The following is a 20641-nucleotide window of genomic DNA, read 5'->3' as shown; positions in this document are numbered from 1 at the left end:
GAGCATGAACATTCTGTGATTTCACTTGGATCCCCGCCTTCGCGGGGATGACGATGCATACTTTGCGTATAAATATTCCGGACGCTAGTGCACCTTCGCGGGAATGACGTGCTGAGGTCGGGGTACTAACGTGGAAAACACTTTGCTGATCCCACACCCTCAGTCAGATAGCCCCTAGGGCGACCCGTTCGACTTCAGCCGATACCAGGCAATCCCGATCAGCTCATACGACGCATACCACGAGCGGCGCATGCCTTCGGCGCTCGGCACCCAGGCGACCAGCCCGCGCGCCTGCTCGCCGAAGAACATGGTCGGCGCGTCCGTCACCTGCAGGCCGCCGCCCTGGAACACGGTGCGGGCGCGCTCCATGTGCATCGCATCGGTCACCAGCAGCACCCGCTCGACATTTTCCGGACGCAGCAGCGCGGCGCTGAAGGCCGCATTCTCGGCCGTATTGCGCGAACGCCCCTCGACCCAGCGTACCGGCACCCCGAAATCCTCGCGCAGCGCGCTGGCCATCGCATCGGCAAGGCTCGTCGCGCCAGCGCTTGGCGCACCGCCGCTGACCAGGATCGGCAGCCCGGTGCGCCGGTGCAGGTGCGCGGCGTAACGCAGTCGCGCCAACGCGATATGGTCCGGGATATCACGGTCGCCGTATTCCGGCGCCGCCCGCAAGCGGCCGGCCGCCAGCACCACGATCGCCTGCGCGCCGGCGTTTGCGGGATCGCGCAGCGGGGTCGCCAGCGCCTCCAGCGGCGCGACCAGGAAGCGCGCGCCGGCACTGCTCGACAAGAAGACCAGCAGCACCAGCGCCGCGCCGGCGACGATGCCGCCGGCACGGCGCCAGCGGCGGCGCAGCAGCAGGCCGATCGCAGTCAAGAGGAGCAGGCTGGCGGGCGGAAGAATCAGGTTGCGCGCAATCGCGTTGAACAGTTCTGTCACTGGACGTTGGTGGATGACGGGGACGACGCAGTATAAACCCGGCATGACCGCAGGATAATTCCCGGCGACATGTAGATTGCATTCCCGCTATGATTTCCCGGTTCTGGACCAGCCTGGCCGGCACGCACCGGTGTAATTACGCATGTTCTCACTTATTCTCAACGGCATCGGCACGCTGATGCATTTCTACGTGGCGCATCGCCTGTATGCGCTCGCCCCGATCCGCACGCGCGTCAAAGCACGCTGGTGGTGGCTGGGCGCGCTCGTGGTCTGGGGCGTCTATCTGCTCGGCGTGCGCCTGGGCGACGCCGCCCTCGACTGGCGCTGGTGGCCCGGCCAGTTCGCCATGACCTGGCTCGGCATCCTGTTCGTCATGACGCAATACCTGCTGCTGGCCGACCTGGTGACCGGCTTCGGGCTGTGGCTGCGCAAGTGGGCGCCCAGGATCCTGGCGGCCGGCGCCATTGCCGGGATCTCGGTCAGCGCCTTCGCCATCTTCCAGGCAGTGCGGGCGCCGGCGATCGTGGAATATGAACTGCCGCTGGCCGGCCTGCCCCAGGAGCTGGACGGCATGACCCTGGTCGCGATCAGCGACACCCACCTGGGCGCCCAGCGCCGCGCCGCCTGGCTTGGCAAGCGGGTCGACCAGATCAATGCACTGGAGCCGGCGGCGGTCGTGATGCTGGGCGACCAGGTCGAGGACGAGCCGATCAACGACGACCAGTTGGCGCCGGTGCTGCGCCGCCTGCGCGCACCGCTGGGAGTATGGGCGGTGACGGGCAACCACGAATACTACGGCGACGCCGGCGGCACGATCGCCGAATTCGCCGCCGGCGGCGTGAAATGGCTGCGCGACGAGCGGGTCGAGATCGCACCCGGCCTGCACCTGGCGGGACTGGACGACATCGGCCGCGCCATGCACGGTGGCGATATCTACGCCGGACTGGAACGGACGATCCCCAACCGTGCGCAGGGCGCCACGATCCTGCTGGCGCACATCCCGGCACCCGGCCTGGTCGAGCGCGCGGCGCGCGAGGGCGTGAGCCTGATGCTGTCCGGGCATACCCACGGCGGCCAGATCTGGCCGTTCAGCTACCTGGTCAAGCGCAAATTCCCGCACCTGGTCGGGGTGCACCGCGAAGGCGATATGCAGCTGGTGATCAGCCGCGGCGCCGGCGGCTGGGGGCCGCGCATGCGGCTGTGGCAGCCGGGCGAGATCCTCAAGCTGACCCTGCGCGCGCCGCAAACGTAAAGGTCAACGCAACGCGGGCGCGCGGTACGTCTCCCCGATCTTCATCACGAAGAATTCGTCATCGGCCACGCCCTGAGCCTTGCGCGCGGTGGCCAGGTCAATCGCGGCCTGGTCCAGCCTCTCCTGCCCCATCGGGTACGTCCCCCAGTGCATGCCGACGCTGCGCTTGACCCGCAGTTCGCGGTGGATGCGCAGCGCTTCGTCGGGACTCACGTGCGAATTGCGGTACCAGACCGGCTGGTAGGCGCCGATGCCGATCGCCGCCAGATCAAAGCCGTCGAAACGCGCCGCGATGTCCTGGATGTCCTTCGAAAACCCCAGGTCGCCCGAGAAGAAGAAGGAATGCCCCGGCCGCGTCACCGCGAAGCCGCCCCACAGGGTTTCGTTGCGGTCCCACAGCGAGCGCGCCGACCAGTGGTGCACCGGCAGCAGGTGCAGTTCGAGGCCCTGGTAGACGGTCTTGTCCCACCAATCGAGCTTGACGATGCGCGAGCGGTCGCCGCCAGTCACGTTCTTTTCCAGCCACAGGTCCACGCCCAGCGGCGCCACCAGCAGCGGCGGGCCACCGGCCTGGCGGTACAACTGGCGCAGCGAGTCGAGCGACAGGTGGTCGTAATGCGAGTGGCTGATCAGGACGACGTCGATGCGCGGCAGGTCGGCAATCGCCACGCCCGGCGGCTGGTGCCGTTTCGGGCCGGCGAACGACAGCGGAGAAGCGCGTTCGTCGAACACCGGATCGAACAGCAGGTTCACGCCCGTCCCGGTCTGGAACAGGAATGTCGCATGGCCGATCCAGGTCAGCGCCGGCGTATCGCGGTTGGCGTGGATGAAGGCCAGGTCAGGCGCCACGGTCGGAACAGGCGCGCTCGGGGCGCGCACGGACTCGTCTTCGGTCCAGTTCCTGATGCGCGCCGCCCAACCCTCGAAGAAGCCGAGTTTTGGCCGCTGGTAGGCGGGATTGTTGGGGTAGTTATTGGCGAAGCCTTCGGGCCGGTGATGCGACTTGCTTGAGTCGAAATAGGGATTTTGGTTCGCACATCCCGACCCAAGCAAGACAAGGATCATGATGAGTAGTAGGGGTAAAGTACGCATGCAGCAAAGCCCTGGCTGTCGAAAACGCAAGTGTACGCGGAGTTGCGGGCGTAGTTGCGGGCTTGTTATCGAGAAATTGCCGATAATTTGGCAAGCTTGCCATGATCTGCCCTCTATTGACGGCCTCGGGCGTGTAATGACGCCCCGTTCGGCATCAATTTCGGCCCGATATCGCCTCTGCCTGATGTGTTTTGCGTGGCTTTCCGGTACGATAGCGCCTTTGCTGGCAACCGTTTGGCGTCAGCAATCCCGCAGCGACATCCTCGCCTCCGGGACGTTCACTGCTCGAACCCGCCGGTGCAGGTCGCAACTGCTGGGTTCCCTCTACTGGAAGCGAATGGAGAATCCCCAGATCCCTCAGCCGCGCCCCCGCAATCTCGTCTTGCTCGGCTGTGTGCTCCTCGTGCTGCTCATGCTCGGCGCCGAGGGCCTGCGCTGGATGCGCAGCCCCCACGCTGCCGCCCAGCCGAGCCTGGCCGGCGCCACGCGCGGCGGCCCGGTCACACTCACCGAACTGTCGAGCACCCATATTCCGGCGCCGCACGGCATGCCGTCGGCCCACGCCAGCTCGATGACGCCGCTGCCGGGCAACCGCATGCTCGCCTTCTGGTGGGCAGGCAGCCGCGAGAGCGGCCCCGACGTCAAGGTGTACGCTTCGACCTGGGCCAATGGCGCCTGGAGCGCGCCGTGGATGGTCGCCAGCCGTGAATCGCTCGGCGCCGCGCTCGGTTTTGGCGTGCGCCGCATCGGCAATCCCGTCGCCTGGACCGACCGCGACGGCAAGATCCACCTGTACGTCGTCGCCACCGGCCTGGGCGGCTGGGCGGCGTCGCGCATCGCCCATATCGTCTCGAGCGACCAGGGCGCCAGCTTCCGCGTACGCCGCGTGCTGCCGACCTCGCCGCTATTCAATACCAGCGCGCTGGTGCGCACCTCGCCGCTGGCGCTCAGCGACGGCGGCTGGTGGCTGCCCGTCTATTTCGAGATCGGCAACAAATATCCGATGCTGATGGCCTTCGATGCCCAGGGCAACCCGACCTCGCTGGCGCGCATCGGCCAGACCACCTCGACCCTGCAACCTGCGATCGTGGCGGTGTCGAAGACCGAAGTGCGCGCACTGCTGCGCGACGACAGCGACGCGCGCCGCATGCAGCACGCGGCCAGCAACGACGGTGGCGCCAGCTGGCAAGACCTGCCGGCGCTCGACCTGCCCAACCACAATACCTCGATGGCGGCCATTCGCCTGTCCAGCGGCCAGTTCCTGATGCTGCACAACCACGCCGCCGACGACGCTTCGGCGCGCAGCGTGCTGCGCCTGTCGATTTCGGACGATATGCGCACCTGGCGCACGGTGGCCGACATCGCCAAGGGCAAGGCCGGCGACGAATTCTCGTATCCGACCCTGCAGCAGGTCGGCGACGAATTGCACGTGACGTACACCTGGCAGCGCCAGGCGATCGCCCATCATCGCTATCGCATCGACGCCGGAGGATTGATTTGATGAACCTGCCGGATCTGTCGCTGCAAATCCTCTACGGCCGCCTGGGCTGGGCGATCGTCCTCGCCACCCTGCTGTGCGCGCTGTGGCGGCGGTCAGCGCCGATGTCGCGCGTGGCGCTGGCCGCGGTGCTGGCGCTCGCGCTGGCGGCGATGGCCCTGCCGGGCGAACTGTCGCCGGCCTGGTGGCTGGGCCTGGCCTTCCAGTACCCGAGCGCTCTGCTGGTCGGCTGCTGCCTGCTGCGCCTGGCCGAGCGCTGGAACGGCATGCGCCGCAGCCAGGTCATGCCGCAGGCGCTGGCCGGTGTGCTGGTCGTCAGCGGCGCGCTACTGTATCTGGACGCCGTCGGTTTCCTGGCGCGCGGCTTTTACTATGCCGGCTTTGGCCAGACCGCGGCGCCGCTGGTCGGCATCGCCGCCGCCGTCGTCTGCGTGTTCGCCATCGTGCGTGGCCATGCGCGCGGGCCGGCGGCGAGCCTGCTGGGCGCGCTCGCCCTCTTCGCGCTGCTGCGCCTGCCCACCGGCAATCTGTGGGATGCCCTGATCGACCCGCTGCTGTGGGCCTGGGCCGTGGCCGCCCTGGTGGCCGCCGCGCTGCGCCGCACCGGCCGCCGCGCTTCCGATCGCCTGGCGGAAGCTGAATCCGATCCGGTCCCCGCGCCGGGGTCAGCCTCAGGACTGCAGCCGCTGGCAACCGAACATTTTTCGTCTTTGAAGGAGTAATTTAGTGGTAGATAACAAATGGTATAAGCATCCGGTGATCATCTCGGCCACCATCATCAACACGTTCTGCCTGCTGCTGGCCCTGATCTGGGCAAATAATCCGCATGAACTGGCGCGCCTGCTGGTGGAAGACGGCATCGTCGAATGGATGCAATTCCTGGCATTCTCGCTCACGTCCGGCCTGCTCGGCTACGTCGCGATCGACCGTTACAAGACCGAGGGTTTCAATCTTGGCGTGCTGGTGCTGGCGGGCCTGACCGGTCTGGTGGCCCTGGCCGCGCTGGAAGAAATCAGCTGGTTCCAGCGCATCCTGAACATCCAGTCGCCAGAATGGTTCCTGCAGAATAACCGCCAGGCCGAGACCAATCTGCACAATCTGGGCTTTGGCGAGGAAAGCCTGCACAAGGCGGTGCTGCTGAAGATCATCGTCATCACCGGCCTGATCCACAACCTGTTCCTGCCGCTGCTCGCGCTCAAGCGTCCGGCGATCCGCGACTTCGTCGAGCGCTTCGGCCTGTATCTGCCGCCGCTGGCCGCTTCGGTGCCCTACCTGGTCCTGGTGATCCTGTCGCACCTGCTGGTCGACCATCCACGCAAGGGCGAACTTGGCGAGACCTTCGGTGCGGTGCACTATATGGCCACCGTGTTCGGCGCCTACTTCGTCGGCGTCGCCTACAACAAGAAGCCGCTGTTCGAAGGCATCAACGCGCGCCGCGTGTCGGTGCTGTTCACGCTGCTGATGTTCTACCTCTTGATGACCGGCTGGATGCTCAGCGCCGGCGCCGGCGCCGATGCGGCGCTGCTCAGCGGTATCGGCAAGGACTAAGCTTTGCCCGGCACGCGCCCGCGTGCCGATGCAGTTCTCCGGGGTCGGTGCGCCATCGCGCCGGCCCACGCAGTCTCAGCGTTCGATCAACCGACGCCCTGGCGATACTCGCTGAACACCTCCCCCATGAAATCCACCACGGCCCGGATGCGCGCGCTCGTGCGCAGGCCGCTGTGCATCGACAGCCAGATATCTTCGTCCAGTTCAGGGATATGGGGAATCGCGGCGACCAGGTTTTGCTGGTCGGTGGCCAGGAAGGTCGCCAGCACGCCAAGGCCGGCGCCGTGCGCCACACCATCCAGTATCCCGAGCCCATAACTGCAGCGCATCCACGGCGCCGGCGCACCAGGCAGTGCGCGCAGCCAGCGCTCCGACTGGAACTCCGCGCGCGGCTCGTCGAAACCGACGAATGGCAGGCTGGCCCAATCGCGCCGCGCCAGCGCGTCCGCGTGGCGCTCCGCCACCTCGCGGCTGCAATACAGGCCGAAAGACAAGGCGCCGAGGCGGCGCGTGACCAGGTCGAGCTGCTCGGGCCGGAAAGGCCGGATCGCGATGTCCGCCTCGCGCTGCGCCAGGCTGTAGGGCCGGTGCGAGGTCACGATTTCGACCTCGACGTTTGGGTAGCGGTCGTGAAAGCGCGCGAAGCGGGTCGTCAGGAAATACGACAGCCACTCATCGGTATTGATGCGCACGATGCCCGAGGCGGCATGCGCATCCTGCCGGTCGCGGGTGCGCTCGATTTCCAGCGCGATCTCGCCCATCTGACCGGCCCAGGCGATGATGCCGGCGCCGAACGCAGTCGGCACGCAGCCACCCTGGAAACGCTCGACCACCTTTTGTCCAAGCGCTCCTTCGAGGTCGTCGAGCCGGCGCGACAGCGTCGCCGGACTCAGCCCGGCCTTGCGCGCCGCGCCGCGCAAGGCGCCTTCCTGCACGATCAACAGCAGCAGGCGCAAGTCATCCCAGTTGGTGTGTTTCATATTTGAAGCATGATGCCTCGATTTTTCCTCTGTGCATATATTTATCGTGTGTGCCATGATGCGGCCCCACGTCAGCACAGAGGTTGTTTTATATGCGCACTTTCCGCGACCGCGTTCGGCACGCGCTCCTGTTCGAGGCCGTCGCCCTTGCCATTTTCATTCCCGGATCGGCCGCCCTGTTCGACCAGCCGGTCGACCACATGGGCGTGATCGGCGTCGCCTCCGCCACCATCGCCACCGCCTGGAACTTCGTGTTCAATATGGGCTTCGACCGGGCCATGCTGCGCCTGCGCGGCAGCGTCGACAAGACGATGGCGATCCGGGTCGCGCATACTTTCCTGTTCGAGGCGGGGCTGGTCGCGATGCTGATCCCGCTGATTGCCTGGTACCTGGGCATCGGCCTGTGGGCGGCCTTGCTGATGGACCTGGCCATCGTCACCTTCTACCTGGTGTATGGCTTCCTGTTCAACCTGGCGTATGACCGGGTGTTTCCCATTGCGGCAGCGGCGCCGCGGGGCGCCTGATGCCGTGTCATCGCGGCTGATTCCTGCAATCGCACCCGCGATCGAACACGACCGCCCAACGCCCCGGCGCTTCGAGCCGCCACACCGAATTGAACGTGCCGATCCGGCGCCCGGCCGCATCGCGGATCGGGCCGGTGCTGTAGGCCAGCGTACCCGATTCGACCACCTCCACCTGCTCCGGCTCCCAGGAGAACGACGGCTGCTGGCCGTCGTAGTAGCCGCGCCAGGCTTGCATCACCGCCTCCTTGCCGCGCTGGGCATCCGCCCCCGTCATGAACACCGCTTCGCGCGACAGGTAGTGACCGAAACCCTCGAAGTCGCGTGCCGCCATGGTGGCGGCGAAGGCGCGCTCGTGCGCCATCACCTGATTGCGCAAGTCGTCATGCGACACCCGCGCGCGGCCGGCGGCGATGGCGGCCACGAGGCAGATGACGATCAAGGAAAGCGAGCTGAGGCGCATACAGTGCGAAGAAAACTTTGCTGTTTGGCAATTGAGCGATTCTGTCATGCACGGGCGCGCTTGACAACCGCCTCTTGCACGCTATCCTGAAGCGGAGTATAAATACTCCTGAACCGGAGGAATCATGAACCTTGCCTATGCCTATCCCAAGAGCCGCTTCGAGCCGGCGACGCTGGTCGACCTCAATTCGCGGGCCGAGCGCGAGCGCTTGTCGCAATCGGCCCTGAAGGGCTTCTTCCGGCTGGTCGCCGCCTGGAAGCTGCGCGACGAGGATGCGCGCGAACTCTTGGGCGGTCTATCGTCCTCGGCCTTCTACGACTGGAAGAAAAACCCCGACCGGCTGCTCGAAGTCGACCGCATCACCCGCATCTCCTACCTGCTCGGCATCTATAAAAGCCTGCACATCTTGTATGGCGACAAGCTGGCCGACGAATGGGTCCAGCTGCTCAATACCAACCCCATCTTCGCCGGCCGCACGCCGCTCGCCTTCATGCTCGGCGGCGGCCTGCTTGCGATGCAGAGCGTGCGCCGCCTGCTCGATGCCCGGCGTGGTGGCCTGTAATCGATGGGTAATCTGCGGCCACGGCTGACGCCCCTGCGCCAGAACGACACCTGCCGCCTGATCCCCTCGCGCTTCGCCGACATGGAAGACTCGGTGCTGGCGCCGCTGGCCGAGGGCGACGACGTGCTGCGCGACCTGTTCGACCTCGATAACGCCACCAACGACCGCCTGCGCGGCGAGTCCGGGCTGCTGCCGGGCATCGGCGTCGATGAGCTGGTGTTCGGCGTGCCGAACTTCCGCATCATCAATGCCGCCTTCACCTATGCGCGGCCCGAGGGCAGCCGCTTCAACGACGGCGACCGTGGCGCCTGGTATTGCGGCTTCGATGCCGCGACCTCGCTGTCTGAAGTCATCTTCCACAAGACGGTGGAATACGCCGAGATCGACCGCTTCGACGACAGTGTCACCTACCAGTGCCTGCTGGCCGATTTCAACGCCAGCTTCCATGACGTGCGCGGCATCGCCGCCTACGAGGACTGTCTCGACCCGCGCAGCTATATCGCTTCGCAGGCGCTGGCGAGCGAGCTGCTCGACGGCGGATCGATGGGCGTCATCTACCCCAGCGTGCGGCATCCGGGCGGCACCTGCCTGGCCTGCTTCCGGCCGGCGCTGGTCGGCAATGTGCGCAAGGCGCAGACCTATCGGTTAACATGGGCGGGTTCGCCGCATCCTGCGGTCGAGATTCTTTGAACAGATTCACGATGAAAACCAAACCCGAGAAAGATACCGAGCTGCACGACAAGATCAACCGCGAGACCGGCCGCGTCAAATGGAGCGAGCTGGAACGCCACTTCGCCAGCGGCTCGGTGATCTGGGTCAGCGAAGCGCTGGACCTGATCGACGTCGCCCTGCGCGTCGCCCACGACGACCGCGAGAGCGTCGCGCGCTGGATGACCGAGGGCAGCGTGGCCAAGGTCAGCGATGTGCAGGCGCAGGGCTGGCTGGAGGCGGATGAGGTGTTGTGGGCGTCGGTGGTGAGCCCGTTCGTGCTGGTGCAGGCGGAGAAAAAGCAGCTGCATTGAACGGAGCAGCTGCATTAAATACGTCGTCCCCGCGAAGGCGCACTGGTGTCCGGAATAATTTCGGGCGCTTGAATAAGCCCGCTTCATAGGAAAAACCACGTCGTTCCCGCGGAGGCGGGAACCCAAGTGTGTCCGGCCAGTGGCCTGGAAATCGACCTCCGATGAACGTTCGGGCAACGCAAGTGCATGAACATTCTGTGATTTCACTTGGATCCCCGCCTTCGCGGGGATGACAATGCATACTTTGCGTATAAATATTCCGGACACCAGTGCGCGAAGGCGGGGACCCAAGTCATCGGCGTAGTGGCTGCGTTTGAAGCACCCGATACGCGAGCACACTTGGGTCCCCGCCAAGGCGCCCGGCGAGGGCGGGGACGACGCGCAACGGGTAACGATTTACTTCGACAAATCCACCGCATACAGCGCGGTGCCCTTGCCACTACCATCGTCGGCCTTCAGCTGGCTGACGTTGTCGATCCCCGCCTCGCGCGCCAGCGTGACCAGCTCCGGCGCCGAGTGGAACACCACCGGTCCGGCCGTCTTGACTTGCGCAAAACGCCAGCTGCGCGCCGCGCCCTGGGCCTTGCGGCTCAACTCCCTGGCGCTGCGGATGTAGTCGATCAGGATGTCGCGGTTATTATCGGGCGAGGCCAGCACCACATTGCTGCCGTCCAGGCCCGGGAAGCCGCCACCGCCGCTGGCTCGGTAGTTATTGGTCGCCACCAGGAATTCCTGTTTGGCCTCGACCGGCTTGCCCTGGTATGACAGCTTGCGGATGCGGTCGCCCGGCGCGCGCGTCACGTCGATCTCGTAGCTCACGTCAGGCGAGGTGATGGTGTCGAAGTTAAAACTCGGGAAGCGGCTGTTGACCAGCTCCTGCGCCTCTAGCTTCGCCGGATCGATGGTATTGAAGCGCCCCGCCGCCGTTTCCAGCCAGGCCTTCAGGCCCGCGCCGTCGACCTTCACCGCATACAGCGAGTTCGGGAACAGGTACAGGTCGGCCGCGTTGTTCAACGCCAGGTCGCCCGCCGGCACGTCGGTGTAATCGGCCACGGTCGGAAAGCCCGCCTTGAATGGCGCGGTCACCGACAGCACCGGCAGCCTGGCGTACTGCGGCAGATTGGCCTGCACGTACTTGCGGACGTACTCGGCCTGGGCGCGGTTGACCACTTCCAGCGCCGATGGATCGCCGACGTCGGCGAAATACGTCGTCATGCGGAAGGCCGAGCGGCCGACCGGGGTCTTGACGTAGGCGATGGTCGCCTCGTGCTCGGCGCGCACCAGCGCCGTCACTTGCGCATCCGGCTCGACGAAGGTCTTCGGCGCGGTCTGGGTCGAACGCGCTTCGACCACGGTCTTGTCCTTCTCGACCGTCCAGCGCTTGCCGTCCGACTTGAGGTGAAGCTGGACCACGCCCAGGTGTTTGCCCCACTGGCTCGGCATCACGGCCGGCACGCCGTGCACCAGGCCGCGCGCCTTGTCCACGCCCGGCAAGTTGAACTGGCCCACCGTGCTGTCCTTGTTCGGGAACAGCTGGTGCGCGTGGCCCATCAACACCACGTCCACGCCCGGCACCTTGGCCAGGTGCCAGTTGGTGTTCTCCATCGTCGGCGAATAGGTGGCGTCATCCAGGCCCGCATGGCCCAGCACCACGACCAGCTCGGCGCCCTTCTTGCGCATCTCGGGGATGTAGCGCTCGGCGCTGGCCTTGACGTCGACCGGCTTGACGCGGCCCTCGAGCCAGCGCTTGTCCCACGACATGATGTCCGGCGGCGTGAAGCCGATGATGCCCACCTTGACTGTGCTCTCGACCCGCTTGCCGTCCTTGCCGATGGCGACGATCTTCTTGTCGATGATCTTGTATGGCGCGAACAGCGGCTGGTTCGTCTGCAGGCTGTGGATATTGGCCAGCACGATAGGGAAATTCGGTCCGGCGCAGGGCTTGGCCTGCGGCGCGACGTCCTTGACTTTCAAACTGCTGCCGGTGATCTGGTTCAGGAAAGGCAGGCCATAGTTGAATTCGTGGTTGCCCAAGGTCGCACCCTCGTAGCCGAGCGCATTCATGATTTTATAAATGCCCAGCACCTGCTCGCAGCTCGGCGGTTTGACCAACGCCTGGTAGTCGGCGAAGGCCGTGCCCTGGATCGTGTCGCCATTGTCGAGCAGCAGCGTGTTGGCGAATTCCTTGCGCGCCTGGCGGATGAGCGTGGCGGTGCGGTCGAAGCCGATCGAGGCGTCCGGCGCCAGCTTGTAGTAATCGTAGCCGACCACGTTCGAATGCAGGTCGGACGTCTCGAGCACGGCCAGCACGGCGGTCGAACCGCTCGGGGCCTGGGCGGCGTGGGCGGGAAGGATGAGCAGCAGCGGCGCGAAGGCCATGCCAATTTGGTAACGCAAGGAGGGTTTCATGAGAAGTTCTGGAAACGAGACGGGCCGATGATACGGCAGCGGCTACCGGCGTGGCAATCCATACGGCTTCGTCGACGCAGTCGTCAGGTATAATCCCCGGTTCGATTCAACCAACTAATGAGACTGCCGAGACCATGGAAGCCGAACGCATCAACGCCATTTCCGCCCTGCTGAACGACCTGACCGGTCGTGAGGCCGAACTTCGGAGGTATCTTTGACTTCGATAAGAAGTCGGAGAAACTAGAACAGGTCAACCAGGAGATGGAAGACCCTTCCATCTGGAACGACCAGAAGAAAGCCCAGGAAATGGGCAAAGAGAAGAAGGCGCTGGAAGGCGTCGTGCACGTGCTCGAGAAGGCCAAGGCCGACCTGGCCGACGCCCGCGACCTGTTCGACATGGCGCGCGAGGAAGGCGACGACGACACTATCGAAGCGGTGTCCGCCGACCTCGAATCCGTCCAGAAGATCATCGAGGCGATGGAATTCCGCCGCATGTTCAGCAATCCGATGGACCATGCCAGCTGCTTCATCGATATCCAGGCCGGCGCCGGCGGCACCGAAGCCCAGGACTGGGCCTCGATGCTGCTGCGTCAATACCTGCGCTACTGCGAACGCAAGGGCTTCAAGGCCGAGATTCTCGAACAGTCCGAGGGCGAGGTCGCGGGTATCAAGACCGCCACCATCAAGGTCGATGGCGAGTATGCCTATGGCCACCTGCGCACCGAGACCGGCGTGCACCGCCTGGTGCGCAAGTCGCCGTTCGACTCGGCCAACGGCCGCCATACCTCGTTCACCTCGCTGTTCGTGTATCCGGAAGTGGATGACTCGATCGAGATCGAGATCAACCCGGCCGACGTGCGCATCGACACCTACCGCGCCTCGGGCGCCGGCGGTCAGCACATCAACAAGACCGATTCTGCGGTGCGCCTGACGCACGGTCCATCGGGTATCGTGGTCCAGTGCCAGAACGACCGCTCGCAGCACCGCAACAAAGCCGAGGCCTGGGACATGCTGCGTGCGAAGCTGTACGAGCTCGAACTGCGCAACCGCATGAGCGAGCAGCAGAAACTCGAAGACTCCAAGACCGACGTCGGTTGGGGCCACCAGATCCGCTCCTATGTGCTCGACCAGTCGCGCATCAAGGACTTGCGCACCGGCTTCGAAACGGGCAATACCAAGAACGTGCTCGACGGCGATCTGGACGATTTCATCTCCGCATCCCTCAAGCAGAACGTTTAACAAGGTAGAACCCGATGACGACACCCGCCCGCGCGCTGATCTTCGACATGGATGGCACCATCGTCGACAATATGGACTTCCACACCCAGGCGTGGATCACCTTCTTCGCGCGGCGCGGGAAAGTCATCGAGCCCGATGCCTTCTTCCGCGACACGGCCGGCCGCCAGGGCAAGGAAATCCTGCGTCACTACATGGGCGAGGAACTCTCCGATGACGAACTGGCGACGCTGAACCACGAGAAGGAAGAGCTGTACCGCGAACTGTACGGCCCGCACCGCGCCACCCTTCCCGGCTTCGACGCCTTCATCGCGGCGGGCGCTGCCCGCGGCTGGAAACTGGCGGTGGCCACCTCGGCCTCGCCGGGCAGCACGCGCTTCATCCTCGACGAAATGGACTTGCGTTCCCGCTTCGACGCGGTGGTGGTCGGCACGGTCGACGTCCCGCGCGGCAAGCCGCATCCGGACGTCTTCCTGAAGGCGGCCGACCGCTGCGAGACGATGCCGGCCCAGTGCATCGTATTCGAGGACGCGCCGCTGGGCGTGGAAGCGGCGCGCCGCGCCGGCATGCGCGCGGTGGTGCTCACCACCACCCTGCCGGCCGAGGCCTTTGCCGAGTTCGACAACGTCATCGCCATCGTCAACGATTTCACGCAGCTGGACGTTGAGACCCTGCTGGCCTGAATCCACCAAGACTAGAATCACACAATATGACCACCGAAAACCAAGAACAAGCCCCGCTGCAGGCCGCCGACGAAAACAAGATCATGGCCGAGCGCCGCGCCAAGCTGGGTGCGATCCGCGAGAAAGGCATCGCCTTCCCGAACGACTTCGTCCCGCAGCACAAGGCGGCCGACCTGGTCGAAACCTATAGCGGCAAGACCCGCGAAGAGCTGGAAGCCGAACCGGTCGCCGTGGTGCTGGCCGGCCGCATGATGCTGCGCCGCGAAGCGGGCAAGAAAGCCGCCTTCGCCACCCTGCAGGACAGCTCCGGCCCGGCGGCATCGGGCCGCATCCAGGTCTACATCGCCCTCGACAACGCCGGCATCGATGCCATGGAAGCGCTGCGCAGCTACGACCTGGGCGACATCCTGGGCGTCGAAGGCACGCTGTTCAAGACCAAGACCGATGAACTGACCGTCAAGGTGACCGCACTGCGCCTGATCACCAAGGCGATCCGTCCGCTGCCGGACAAGTTCCACGGCCTGGCCGACCAGGAAACCAAGTACCGCCAGCGCTACGTCGACCTGATCATGAACGAAGAGACGCGCCGCACCTTCAAGGCGCGTACCGCCGCGATGTCGTCGATGCGCCGCTTCATGGAAAAGAACGGCTTCATGGAAGTCGAGACCCCGATGCTGCACCCGATCCCGGGCGGCGCCGCGGCCAAGCCTTTCGTCACCCACCACAATGCGCTGGACATGGAAATGTTCCTGCGCATCGCGCCCGAGCTGTACCTGAAGCGCCTGGTGGTGGGCGGCTTCGACCGCGTGTTCGAAGTCAACCGCAACTTCCGCAACGAAGGCGTGTCGGTCCGTCACAACCCGGAATTCACGATGATGGAATTCTATGCGGCCTACACCGACTACAAGTGGATCATGAACTTCACCGAAGAGGTGATCCGCCAGGCCGCGATCGACGCCCAGGGCAGCGCCGTGCTGACCTATGGCGGCCGCGAGCTCGACCTGTCCAAGCCCTTCCAGCGCCTGACCATCGTCGAAGCGATCGACAAGTACGCGCCGGGCTATACGCCGGAACAGCTGAACGACGCCGAGTTCATCAAGACTGAATTGAAGACCAAGTTTGGCGTCAAGCCATTCCCGACCGCCGGCCTGGGCGCGCTGCAACTGGCACTGTTCGAAGAGACCGCCGAAGCGCTGCTGTGGGAGCCGACCTTCATCGTCGACTATCCGGCCGAAGTCTCGCCGCTGGCGCGTGCCTCGGACACCCGTGAAGGCGTGACCGAGCGTTTCGAGCTGTTCATGGTGGGCCGCGAGATCGCCAACGGCTTCTCGGAGCTGAACGATCCCGAAGACCAGGCCGCACGCTTCCTGGCCCAGGTGGCCGCCAAGGATGCGGGCGACGACGAGGCGATGTTCTACGACGCCGACTACATCCGCGCGCTGGAATATGGCATGCCGCCGGCCGGCGGCTGCGGCATCGGCATCGACCGCCTGATGATGCTGATCACCGACTCGCCGAATATTCGCGACGTGCTGCTGTTCCCGCACTTGCGTAAGGAAGACTGAGTCTTGAAGTGAGAAAGCCGCCGAAAGGCGGCTTTTTTTATTTGTGCGTTGCCCAGGCACGTGACACCCCAGCCCGCACCTTTCGCACGTCGTTTCGGCACCTTTCGCACGTCGTTCCCGCGCAGTGATGTGACCCCTTGAAGTGAGACTCCACTTCAAGGGGTCTTATGAAGTACGACGAGCAGTTCAAATTTTCAGCCGTTGAGGCCTACCTAGTCGGGCCAGCAGGCTTCACTAAAGTGGCGCAACAGCTCGATATTTCGGCATCACTTTTGCGTTCGTGGGTAGCGCGCTACCGCCTCCACGGCATAGCTGGGCTGGCGATGAGAGTGTGGAAGGCGCACAGTGCCGAGTTCAAGCTGTCGGTGCTGAAACACATGTGGGACAATGCGCTGTCCTATCGACAGGCCGCAGCTGTGTTCAATCTTCCTAACGCATCCCATATCGGCGAATGGGAGCGACGGCACAAGCAAGACGGCTTCGAAGGTTTGAAACGACGCCGTAACGAAAATCCCAGAATGAAGGCTCTGCCGCCCCCTCCTACTCGCGTCCCAGTGGACGAGACGAACTGCTCACACCATGACCTCGTAGAGGAGGTCAAGCGGCTTCGTGCGGAGAATGCCTACCTAAAAAAGCTCAAAGCCTTAGTCGAGTCGAAGTCGCCTGCGCCAGCGAAAAAACGCAAGTAATACTCGAACTAAGGCTGGAGCATGGACTGACTTACTTGCTCGAGGCTGCATCTCTGGCGCGCAGTACGTTCTTCTATCAGAAGAAGGTCCTGGAGGCGGGGGATAAGGACGCACAGGTAAAAGAAGAGATCCAGACCGAGTTCCATCGCCATCACGGGCGCTATGGTTATCGTCGGATCACGGCAGCCCTACGGCAAGCTGGGCGCATCATCAACCATAAGGCAGTTCAGCGCTTGATGGGCGAGCTTGGCTTGAAGTCGCTGGTTCGGCCGAAGAAGTACAAATCCTATAAGGCTGACGCCATGGAGGCATCGGAAGATGTCCTGCAGCGCGACTTCGAGGCAGATCGGCCAAATGAGAAGTGGGTAACGGACGTCACTGAGTTCAAGGTCGATGGCAGAAAGGTATATCTCTCCCCGATCATGGACCTATACAACCGCGAGATCGTCGCCTATGAGATACGAGAGCGACCGAGCCTGGAATTGGTGAGCGACATGCTCGAACAGGCGCTGAGCAAGCTTGAGGAACACGAGCGACCGATTCTTCACTCAGACCAGGGCTGGCAATACCGGATGCCGGCATTTCGGCATGCGCTCGATAAGGGTGAGCTGAAACAGAGCATGTCCCGCAAGGGAAACTGCCATGACAACGCGGCCATGGAGAGCTTCTTCGCTGTGTTGAAGTCCGAGTTTTACCATCTCAACAAATTTAGCAGTGTCGAGCAACTCGTGAGCGGCCTGAAGCAGTACATCAACTACTATAATCATGACCGCATCAAGATCAAACTGAACGGCCTGAGTCCTGTGCAATACAGAGCCCAGGCCGTCTGAACGAACATCTACCCGTCTCAGTTTAAGGGGTCACATCACAGGCGGGAACCCAAGGTTGCATGCGCTGTCGTTGCGTTGAGCGACAGTGGCGAAGCAAAGGTCTTGGGTTCCCGCCTCCGCGGGAACGACGTGCCAGAGCAACGGGCCCTTACTGCACGATCGTATAGCAAGGCGTATACGCCTTGCCCGGCAACTTCATGCGGCTCTGCTCCACGAATGACGCCAGCAGCGCATCCATCGGCCCCATGATCTCCGCCTCGCCACTGATCTCGTACTTGCCGTACTGTTCGATCGCCCGGATCCCTTCTTCTTTCACATTCCCCGCCACCACGCCCGAGAACGCACGCCGCAGGTTCGCAGCGAGCAAATGCGTCGGAATGCCGCGATGCAGGTCGAGGCCACGCATGTTTTCATGCGTCGGCTTGAACGGCTTCTGGAACTCGTGGTCGATCTTGAGCCGCCAATTGTAGTAATAGGCGTCGCTGTTCGCCTTGCGGAAGGCGCGCACCTCTTGCACGCCGGCCTGCATCGCGCGCGCCACCGCATCCGGATCGTCGATGATGATCTGGTAACGCCGCTGCGCTTCCACGCCCAGGGTCACGCCGATGAACTGGTCAATTTGGGTGAAGTAGTCGCGCGCAGAGGCCGGGCCCGTGAACACCAGCGGGAACGGAATCTCGGCATTGTCCGGATGGAGCAGGATGCCCAGGATGTACAGGATCTCTTCGGCGGTGCCGGCGCCGCCCGGAAACACGACGATGCCGTGGCCGGTGCGCACGAAGGCCTCCAGGCGTTTTTCGATGTCCGGCATGATCACCAGGTCGTTGACGATCGGGTTCGGCGATTCGGCCGCGATGATGCCCGGCTCCGAGATGCCCAGGTAGCGCCCGCTGCCCAGGCGCTGCTTGGAGTGGCCGATGGTGGCGCCCTTCATCGGGCCTTTCATGGCGCCCGGTCCGCAACCGGTGCAGATGTCCATCTCGCGCAGGCCGAGCGCATAGCCGACCTTCTTGGTGTAGTTGTATTCGATGCGGCTGATCGAGTGGCCGCCCCAGCACACCACCAGGTTCGGGTTGCGCTGCGGCTGCAGCACGTTGGCGTTGCGCAGGATGTGGAACACGGCATCGGTGATGCCCTCGCTGCGGGTGAGGTCGAATTTGGGGTTGTCGGTGACGTCGAAATTGACGAACACGATATCGCGCAGCACCGAGAACAGGTGCTCGTGGATACCGCGGATCATCTTGCCGTCGACGAAGGCGTTGCCCGGCGCATTGCGGATGTCGAGCTTGATGCCGCGCTCGCGCTGCATGATGTTGATCTCGAACGACGCATAGCGTTCGAGCAGCTCCTTGCCATCGTCGATGTCGCTGCCGGTATTGAGCACGGCCAGCGCGCACTTGCGGAACACGTCATACAGGCCGGCCTTGCCGGTTTCGAGCAGCTTGGACACCTCGGACTTCGACAGTACTTCGAGACGGCCTTGGGGTGAAATCAGGGTATCGACAAGTTGCAGGCTTTCGGGCGAAACGAGTGTATCGACTACTTCATGGGTCATGGTCTGGCTATCCTCGGTTATTCGATGGTACGGATGGTGGTGTAAAGACTATCCTGACAAGCAATATACGCCAATCCGGCGGTGCATGCGTGCCCCAGAACAGGGTGCGGCGCACCATCTTCGAACCGTATTAACACATCCGGAAAAATTCTTCTTGTGATGAAGAATATGCACTAGAATGCGTGCCTATTGGAATGTTCGCCCGTCGAATGGCTCCATATAACTATTACTCTGTCATTACATTTTCTTCGGGAGGAACCGCATGAGCGGTGCAGCTACTACACCCGCCAAGGGACCTCTTCCAGAATTCAAGCAGATCATGGGCCACCCAGCACCGCTGTGGATGTTGTTCATGACCGAATTCTGGGAGCGCTTCGCTTTCTACGGCATTCGTTGGGCACTCGTCCTTTACATCGTCTCCCAGTTCTACGGCGGCGACGCGGTCGGCCAGGCCGACGCCAACCTGACCTACGGTTCCTACCTCGCGCTGGTGTATGCCGGCGCCGTCTTCGGCGGCTGGGTAGCCGACCGCGTCATCGGCTACCAGCGTTCAATCCTGGTTGGCGCCATCTTCATGGCGGCCGGCCTGTTCATGATTTCGATCCCGAACCAGGACATCTTCAAGCTCGGCCTGGCGACCATCATCGTCGGTAATGGCATGTTCAAGCCGAACATCTCGGCCATGGTCGGCCAGCTGTACGCGCTGAACGACACCCGTCGCGATTCGGGCTTCACCATCTTCTACATGGGCATCAACGTCGGCGCGCTGTTCGCGCCGGTCGTGACCCAGCTGCTGGCCGAGAAAGTGTTCGGCACTACGGCCATGCCATCGTACAAGATCGTGTTCCTGGCCTCGGGTATCGGCATGCTGATCTCGCTGTTCTGGTTCTATGTCGGCCGCAAGTCCCTCCAGGGCATCGGCGCCCCGATCGGCGACCTGGCCAGTCCGAAGCGCCTGGTGATGACGATTGTCGGCGCGCTGGTCGTGATCCCGATCATGTACCTGCTGCTGCAAGCTGGCGCCGCCAACCTGCAGGTGCTGCTGACCATCCTGTTCGTCGGTCTGGCCGCGATGCTGATCATTGAAGGCATCCGCGAAGGCAAGGTCTCGCGCGACAAGACCTGGGCGATGATGATCATCTTCTTCTTCAATATCCTGTTCTGGTGCTTCTTCGAACAGGCAGGCAGCTCGTTCACCTTCCTCGCGAACAATATCGTCGATCGTAACCTGGGCGGCTGGGAATATCCGGTGGCCTGGTTCCAGTCGGTGAACTCGGTGGCCATCATCGTGTTCGCGCCGATCATCGCCGCGATCTGGGTCTGGCTCGGCAAGCGCAACGCAAACCCATCGATCCCGCGCAAGTTTGGCCTTGGCCTGATCTTCAACGGCGTGGCGTTCGGCCTGCTGGTGTTCGCGCTGTCGTCGCTGGTCGACGACAAGGGCATGATCCCGTTCTGGACCCTGTTCGCGGTGTACGTGATCCAGTCGGTCGGTGAGCTGTGCCTGTCGCCGATCGGCCTGTCGATGGTGACCAAGCTGGCCCCTACCCGCCTGGTTGGCCTTGGCATGGGCGGCTGGTTCCTGTCGACCGGTATCGGCAACAACCTGTCGGGCATCTTCGCCTCGCACGTTTCGGGCGAGACCGGCATGACCGTGGCTTCGGCCCTGGAAGGCTACAACTTCGGCCTGTGGTCGCTGCTCGGCGGCGGCATTCTGCTGGTGATCCTGGCGCCAGTGATCCAGAAGCTGATGCACGGCGTGAAGTAATCGCTTGACCCTGCAACGAGAAGGGC

The 20641-nt window shown here is 63.7% G+C and carries 19 protein-coding genes; 13 read left to right on the top strand and 6 right to left on the bottom strand.

Translation table 11 applies throughout. From position 1 onward, the window contains the following. Positions 1-174: 174 nt before the first annotated feature. On the bottom strand, positions 175-942 hold the full coding sequence (locus SOM61_RS09095; protein WP_320473787.1) for a YdcF family protein: 768 nt from the start codon (positions 940-942) through the stop codon (positions 175-177). 142 nt (positions 943-1084) lie between these two features. Between SOM61_RS09095 and SOM61_RS09090 the strand changes: the two genes are divergently transcribed. Next, entirely contained in the window at positions 1085-2194 is a 1110-nt protein-coding gene (locus SOM61_RS09090) for a metallophosphoesterase (protein WP_320473786.1), read from the top strand. Between the two features lie 3 nt (positions 2195-2197). On the opposite strand, the gene SOM61_RS09085 is transcribed toward SOM61_RS09090, so the two are convergent. After that, the gene (locus SOM61_RS09085) at positions 2198-3286 is read right to left on the bottom strand and encodes an MBL fold metallo-hydrolase (RefSeq protein WP_320473785.1); all 1089 of its coding nucleotides are present in this window, start codon (positions 3284-3286) and stop codon (positions 2198-2200) included. Between the two features lie 337 nt (positions 3287-3623). Here SOM61_RS09085 and SOM61_RS09080 point away from each other — a divergent pair, with 337 nt between their 5' ends. The 3 genes from SOM61_RS09080 to SOM61_RS09070 are packed head-to-tail and all read left to right on the top strand — an operon-like array spanning position 3624 to position 6332. Continuing rightward, the gene (locus SOM61_RS09080; protein WP_320473784.1) at positions 3624-4787 is read left to right on the top strand and encodes a sialidase family protein; all 1164 of its coding nucleotides are present in this window, start codon (positions 3624-3626) and stop codon (positions 4785-4787) included. After that, positions 4787-5506: a hypothetical protein gene (locus SOM61_RS09075; RefSeq protein ID WP_320473783.1), complete on the top strand. Its 720-nt coding sequence runs from the start codon at positions 4787-4789 to the stop codon at positions 5504-5506. The genes SOM61_RS09080 and SOM61_RS09075 overlap by 1 nt, the downstream gene beginning before the upstream one ends. 4 nt (positions 5507-5510) lie before the next feature. Then, the gene (locus SOM61_RS09070) at positions 5511-6332 is read left to right on the top strand and encodes a hypothetical protein (protein WP_320473782.1); all 822 of its coding nucleotides are present in this window, start codon (positions 5511-5513) and stop codon (positions 6330-6332) included. An 86-nt stretch (positions 6333-6418) separates the two neighbouring features. Here SOM61_RS09070 and SOM61_RS09065 read toward each other — a convergent pair whose 3' ends face one another. Continuing rightward, a complete protein-coding gene (locus tag SOM61_RS09065) occupies positions 6419-7312 on the bottom strand; it encodes a LysR family transcriptional regulator (protein WP_320473781.1) in 894 nt (297 codons plus the stop codon). Positions 7313-7404: 92 nt separating this feature from the next. Here SOM61_RS09065 and SOM61_RS09060 point away from each other — a divergent pair, with 92 nt between their 5' ends. Continuing rightward, entirely contained in the window at positions 7405-7836 is a 432-nt protein-coding gene (locus SOM61_RS09060; RefSeq protein WP_320473780.1) for a PACE efflux transporter, read from the top strand. A 7-nt stretch (positions 7837-7843) separates the two neighbouring features. On the opposite strand, the gene SOM61_RS09055 is transcribed toward SOM61_RS09060, so the two are convergent. Beyond that, on the bottom strand, positions 7844-8344 hold the full coding sequence (locus tag SOM61_RS09055) for a YybH family protein (RefSeq protein WP_320473779.1): 501 nt from the start codon (positions 8342-8344) through the stop codon (positions 7844-7846). Positions 8345-8420: 76 nt separating this feature from the next. On the opposite strand from SOM61_RS09055, the gene SOM61_RS09050 reads away from it, so the two are divergent. Genes SOM61_RS09050 through SOM61_RS09040 form a run of 3 tightly spaced genes read left to right on the top strand, consistent with a single transcriptional unit; the run spans position 8421 to position 9880 of the window. Further along, positions 8421-8858: an antitoxin Xre-like helix-turn-helix domain-containing protein gene (locus tag SOM61_RS09050; RefSeq protein WP_320473778.1), complete on the top strand. Its 438-nt coding sequence runs from the start codon at positions 8421-8423 to the stop codon at positions 8856-8858. A 3-nt stretch (positions 8859-8861) separates the two neighbouring features. After that, positions 8862-9548, top strand: coding sequence for an RES domain-containing protein (locus SOM61_RS09045; protein ID WP_320473777.1), 687 nt, complete (start codon positions 8862-8864; stop codon positions 9546-9548). 11 nt (positions 9549-9559) lie between these two features. Continuing rightward, entirely contained in the window at positions 9560-9880 is a 321-nt protein-coding gene (locus SOM61_RS09040; protein WP_320473776.1) for a DUF2288 domain-containing protein, read from the top strand. A gap of 396 nt (positions 9881-10276) precedes the next feature. Here the strand turns inward: SOM61_RS09040 and SOM61_RS09035 are convergent, their stop codons facing one another. Beyond that, a complete protein-coding gene (locus SOM61_RS09035; RefSeq protein ID WP_320473775.1) occupies positions 10277-12289 on the bottom strand; it encodes a bifunctional 2',3'-cyclic-nucleotide 2'-phosphodiesterase/3'-nucleotidase in 2013 nt (670 codons plus the stop codon). Positions 12290-12423: 134 nt separating this feature from the next. Between SOM61_RS09035 and prfB the strand changes: the two genes are divergently transcribed. The 4 genes from prfB to SOM61_RS09015 all read left to right on the top strand — a co-directional run bounded on the left by prfB (position 12424) and on the right by SOM61_RS09015 (position 17292). Next, positions 12424-13528, top strand: a protein-coding gene (prfB, locus tag SOM61_RS09030) for a peptide chain release factor 2 (RefSeq protein WP_320473774.1) whose coding sequence is annotated in 2 segments (ribosomal slippage) — positions 12424-12504 and positions 12506-13528 — 1104 coding nt in all. Because the reading frame shifts where the segments join, the coding sequence is not laid out codon by codon here. 14 nt (positions 13529-13542) lie between these two features. Next, entirely contained in the window at positions 13543-14208 is a 666-nt protein-coding gene (locus SOM61_RS09025) for an HAD family hydrolase (RefSeq protein ID WP_320473773.1), read from the top strand. Between the two features lie 26 nt (positions 14209-14234). Next, entirely contained in the window at positions 14235-15773 is a 1539-nt protein-coding gene (lysS, locus tag SOM61_RS09020; protein ID WP_320473772.1) for a lysine--tRNA ligase, read from the top strand. Between the two features lie 167 nt (positions 15774-15940). After that, positions 15941-17292, top strand: a protein-coding gene (locus SOM61_RS09015; RefSeq protein ID WP_414674954.1) for an IS3 family transposase whose coding sequence is annotated in 2 segments (ribosomal slippage) — positions 15941-16429 and positions 16432-17292 — 1350 coding nt in all. Because the reading frame shifts where the segments join, the coding sequence is not laid out codon by codon here. A 148-nt stretch (positions 17293-17440) separates the two neighbouring features. Here the strand turns inward: SOM61_RS09015 and ppnN are convergent. Continuing rightward, positions 17441-18847: a nucleotide 5'-monophosphate nucleosidase PpnN gene (gene ppnN / locus SOM61_RS09010; protein WP_320473770.1), complete on the bottom strand. Its 1407-nt coding sequence runs from the start codon at positions 18845-18847 to the stop codon at positions 17441-17443. A gap of 262 nt (positions 18848-19109) precedes the next feature. Here ppnN and SOM61_RS09005 point away from each other — a divergent pair, with 262 nt between their 5' ends. After that, positions 19110-20615, top strand: a complete 1506-nt coding sequence (locus SOM61_RS09005) for a peptide MFS transporter (protein ID WP_320473769.1) — start codon at positions 19110-19112, stop codon at positions 20613-20615. The last annotated feature ends 26 nt before the right edge of the window (positions 20616-20641 follow it).

This window comes from Massilia sp. CFBP9012, from assembly GCF_034045115.1.
GTDB lineage: Bacteria > Pseudomonadota > Gammaproteobacteria > Burkholderiales > Burkholderiaceae_D > Telluria.
This window is presented reverse-complemented; position numbering and strand designations above follow the sequence as displayed.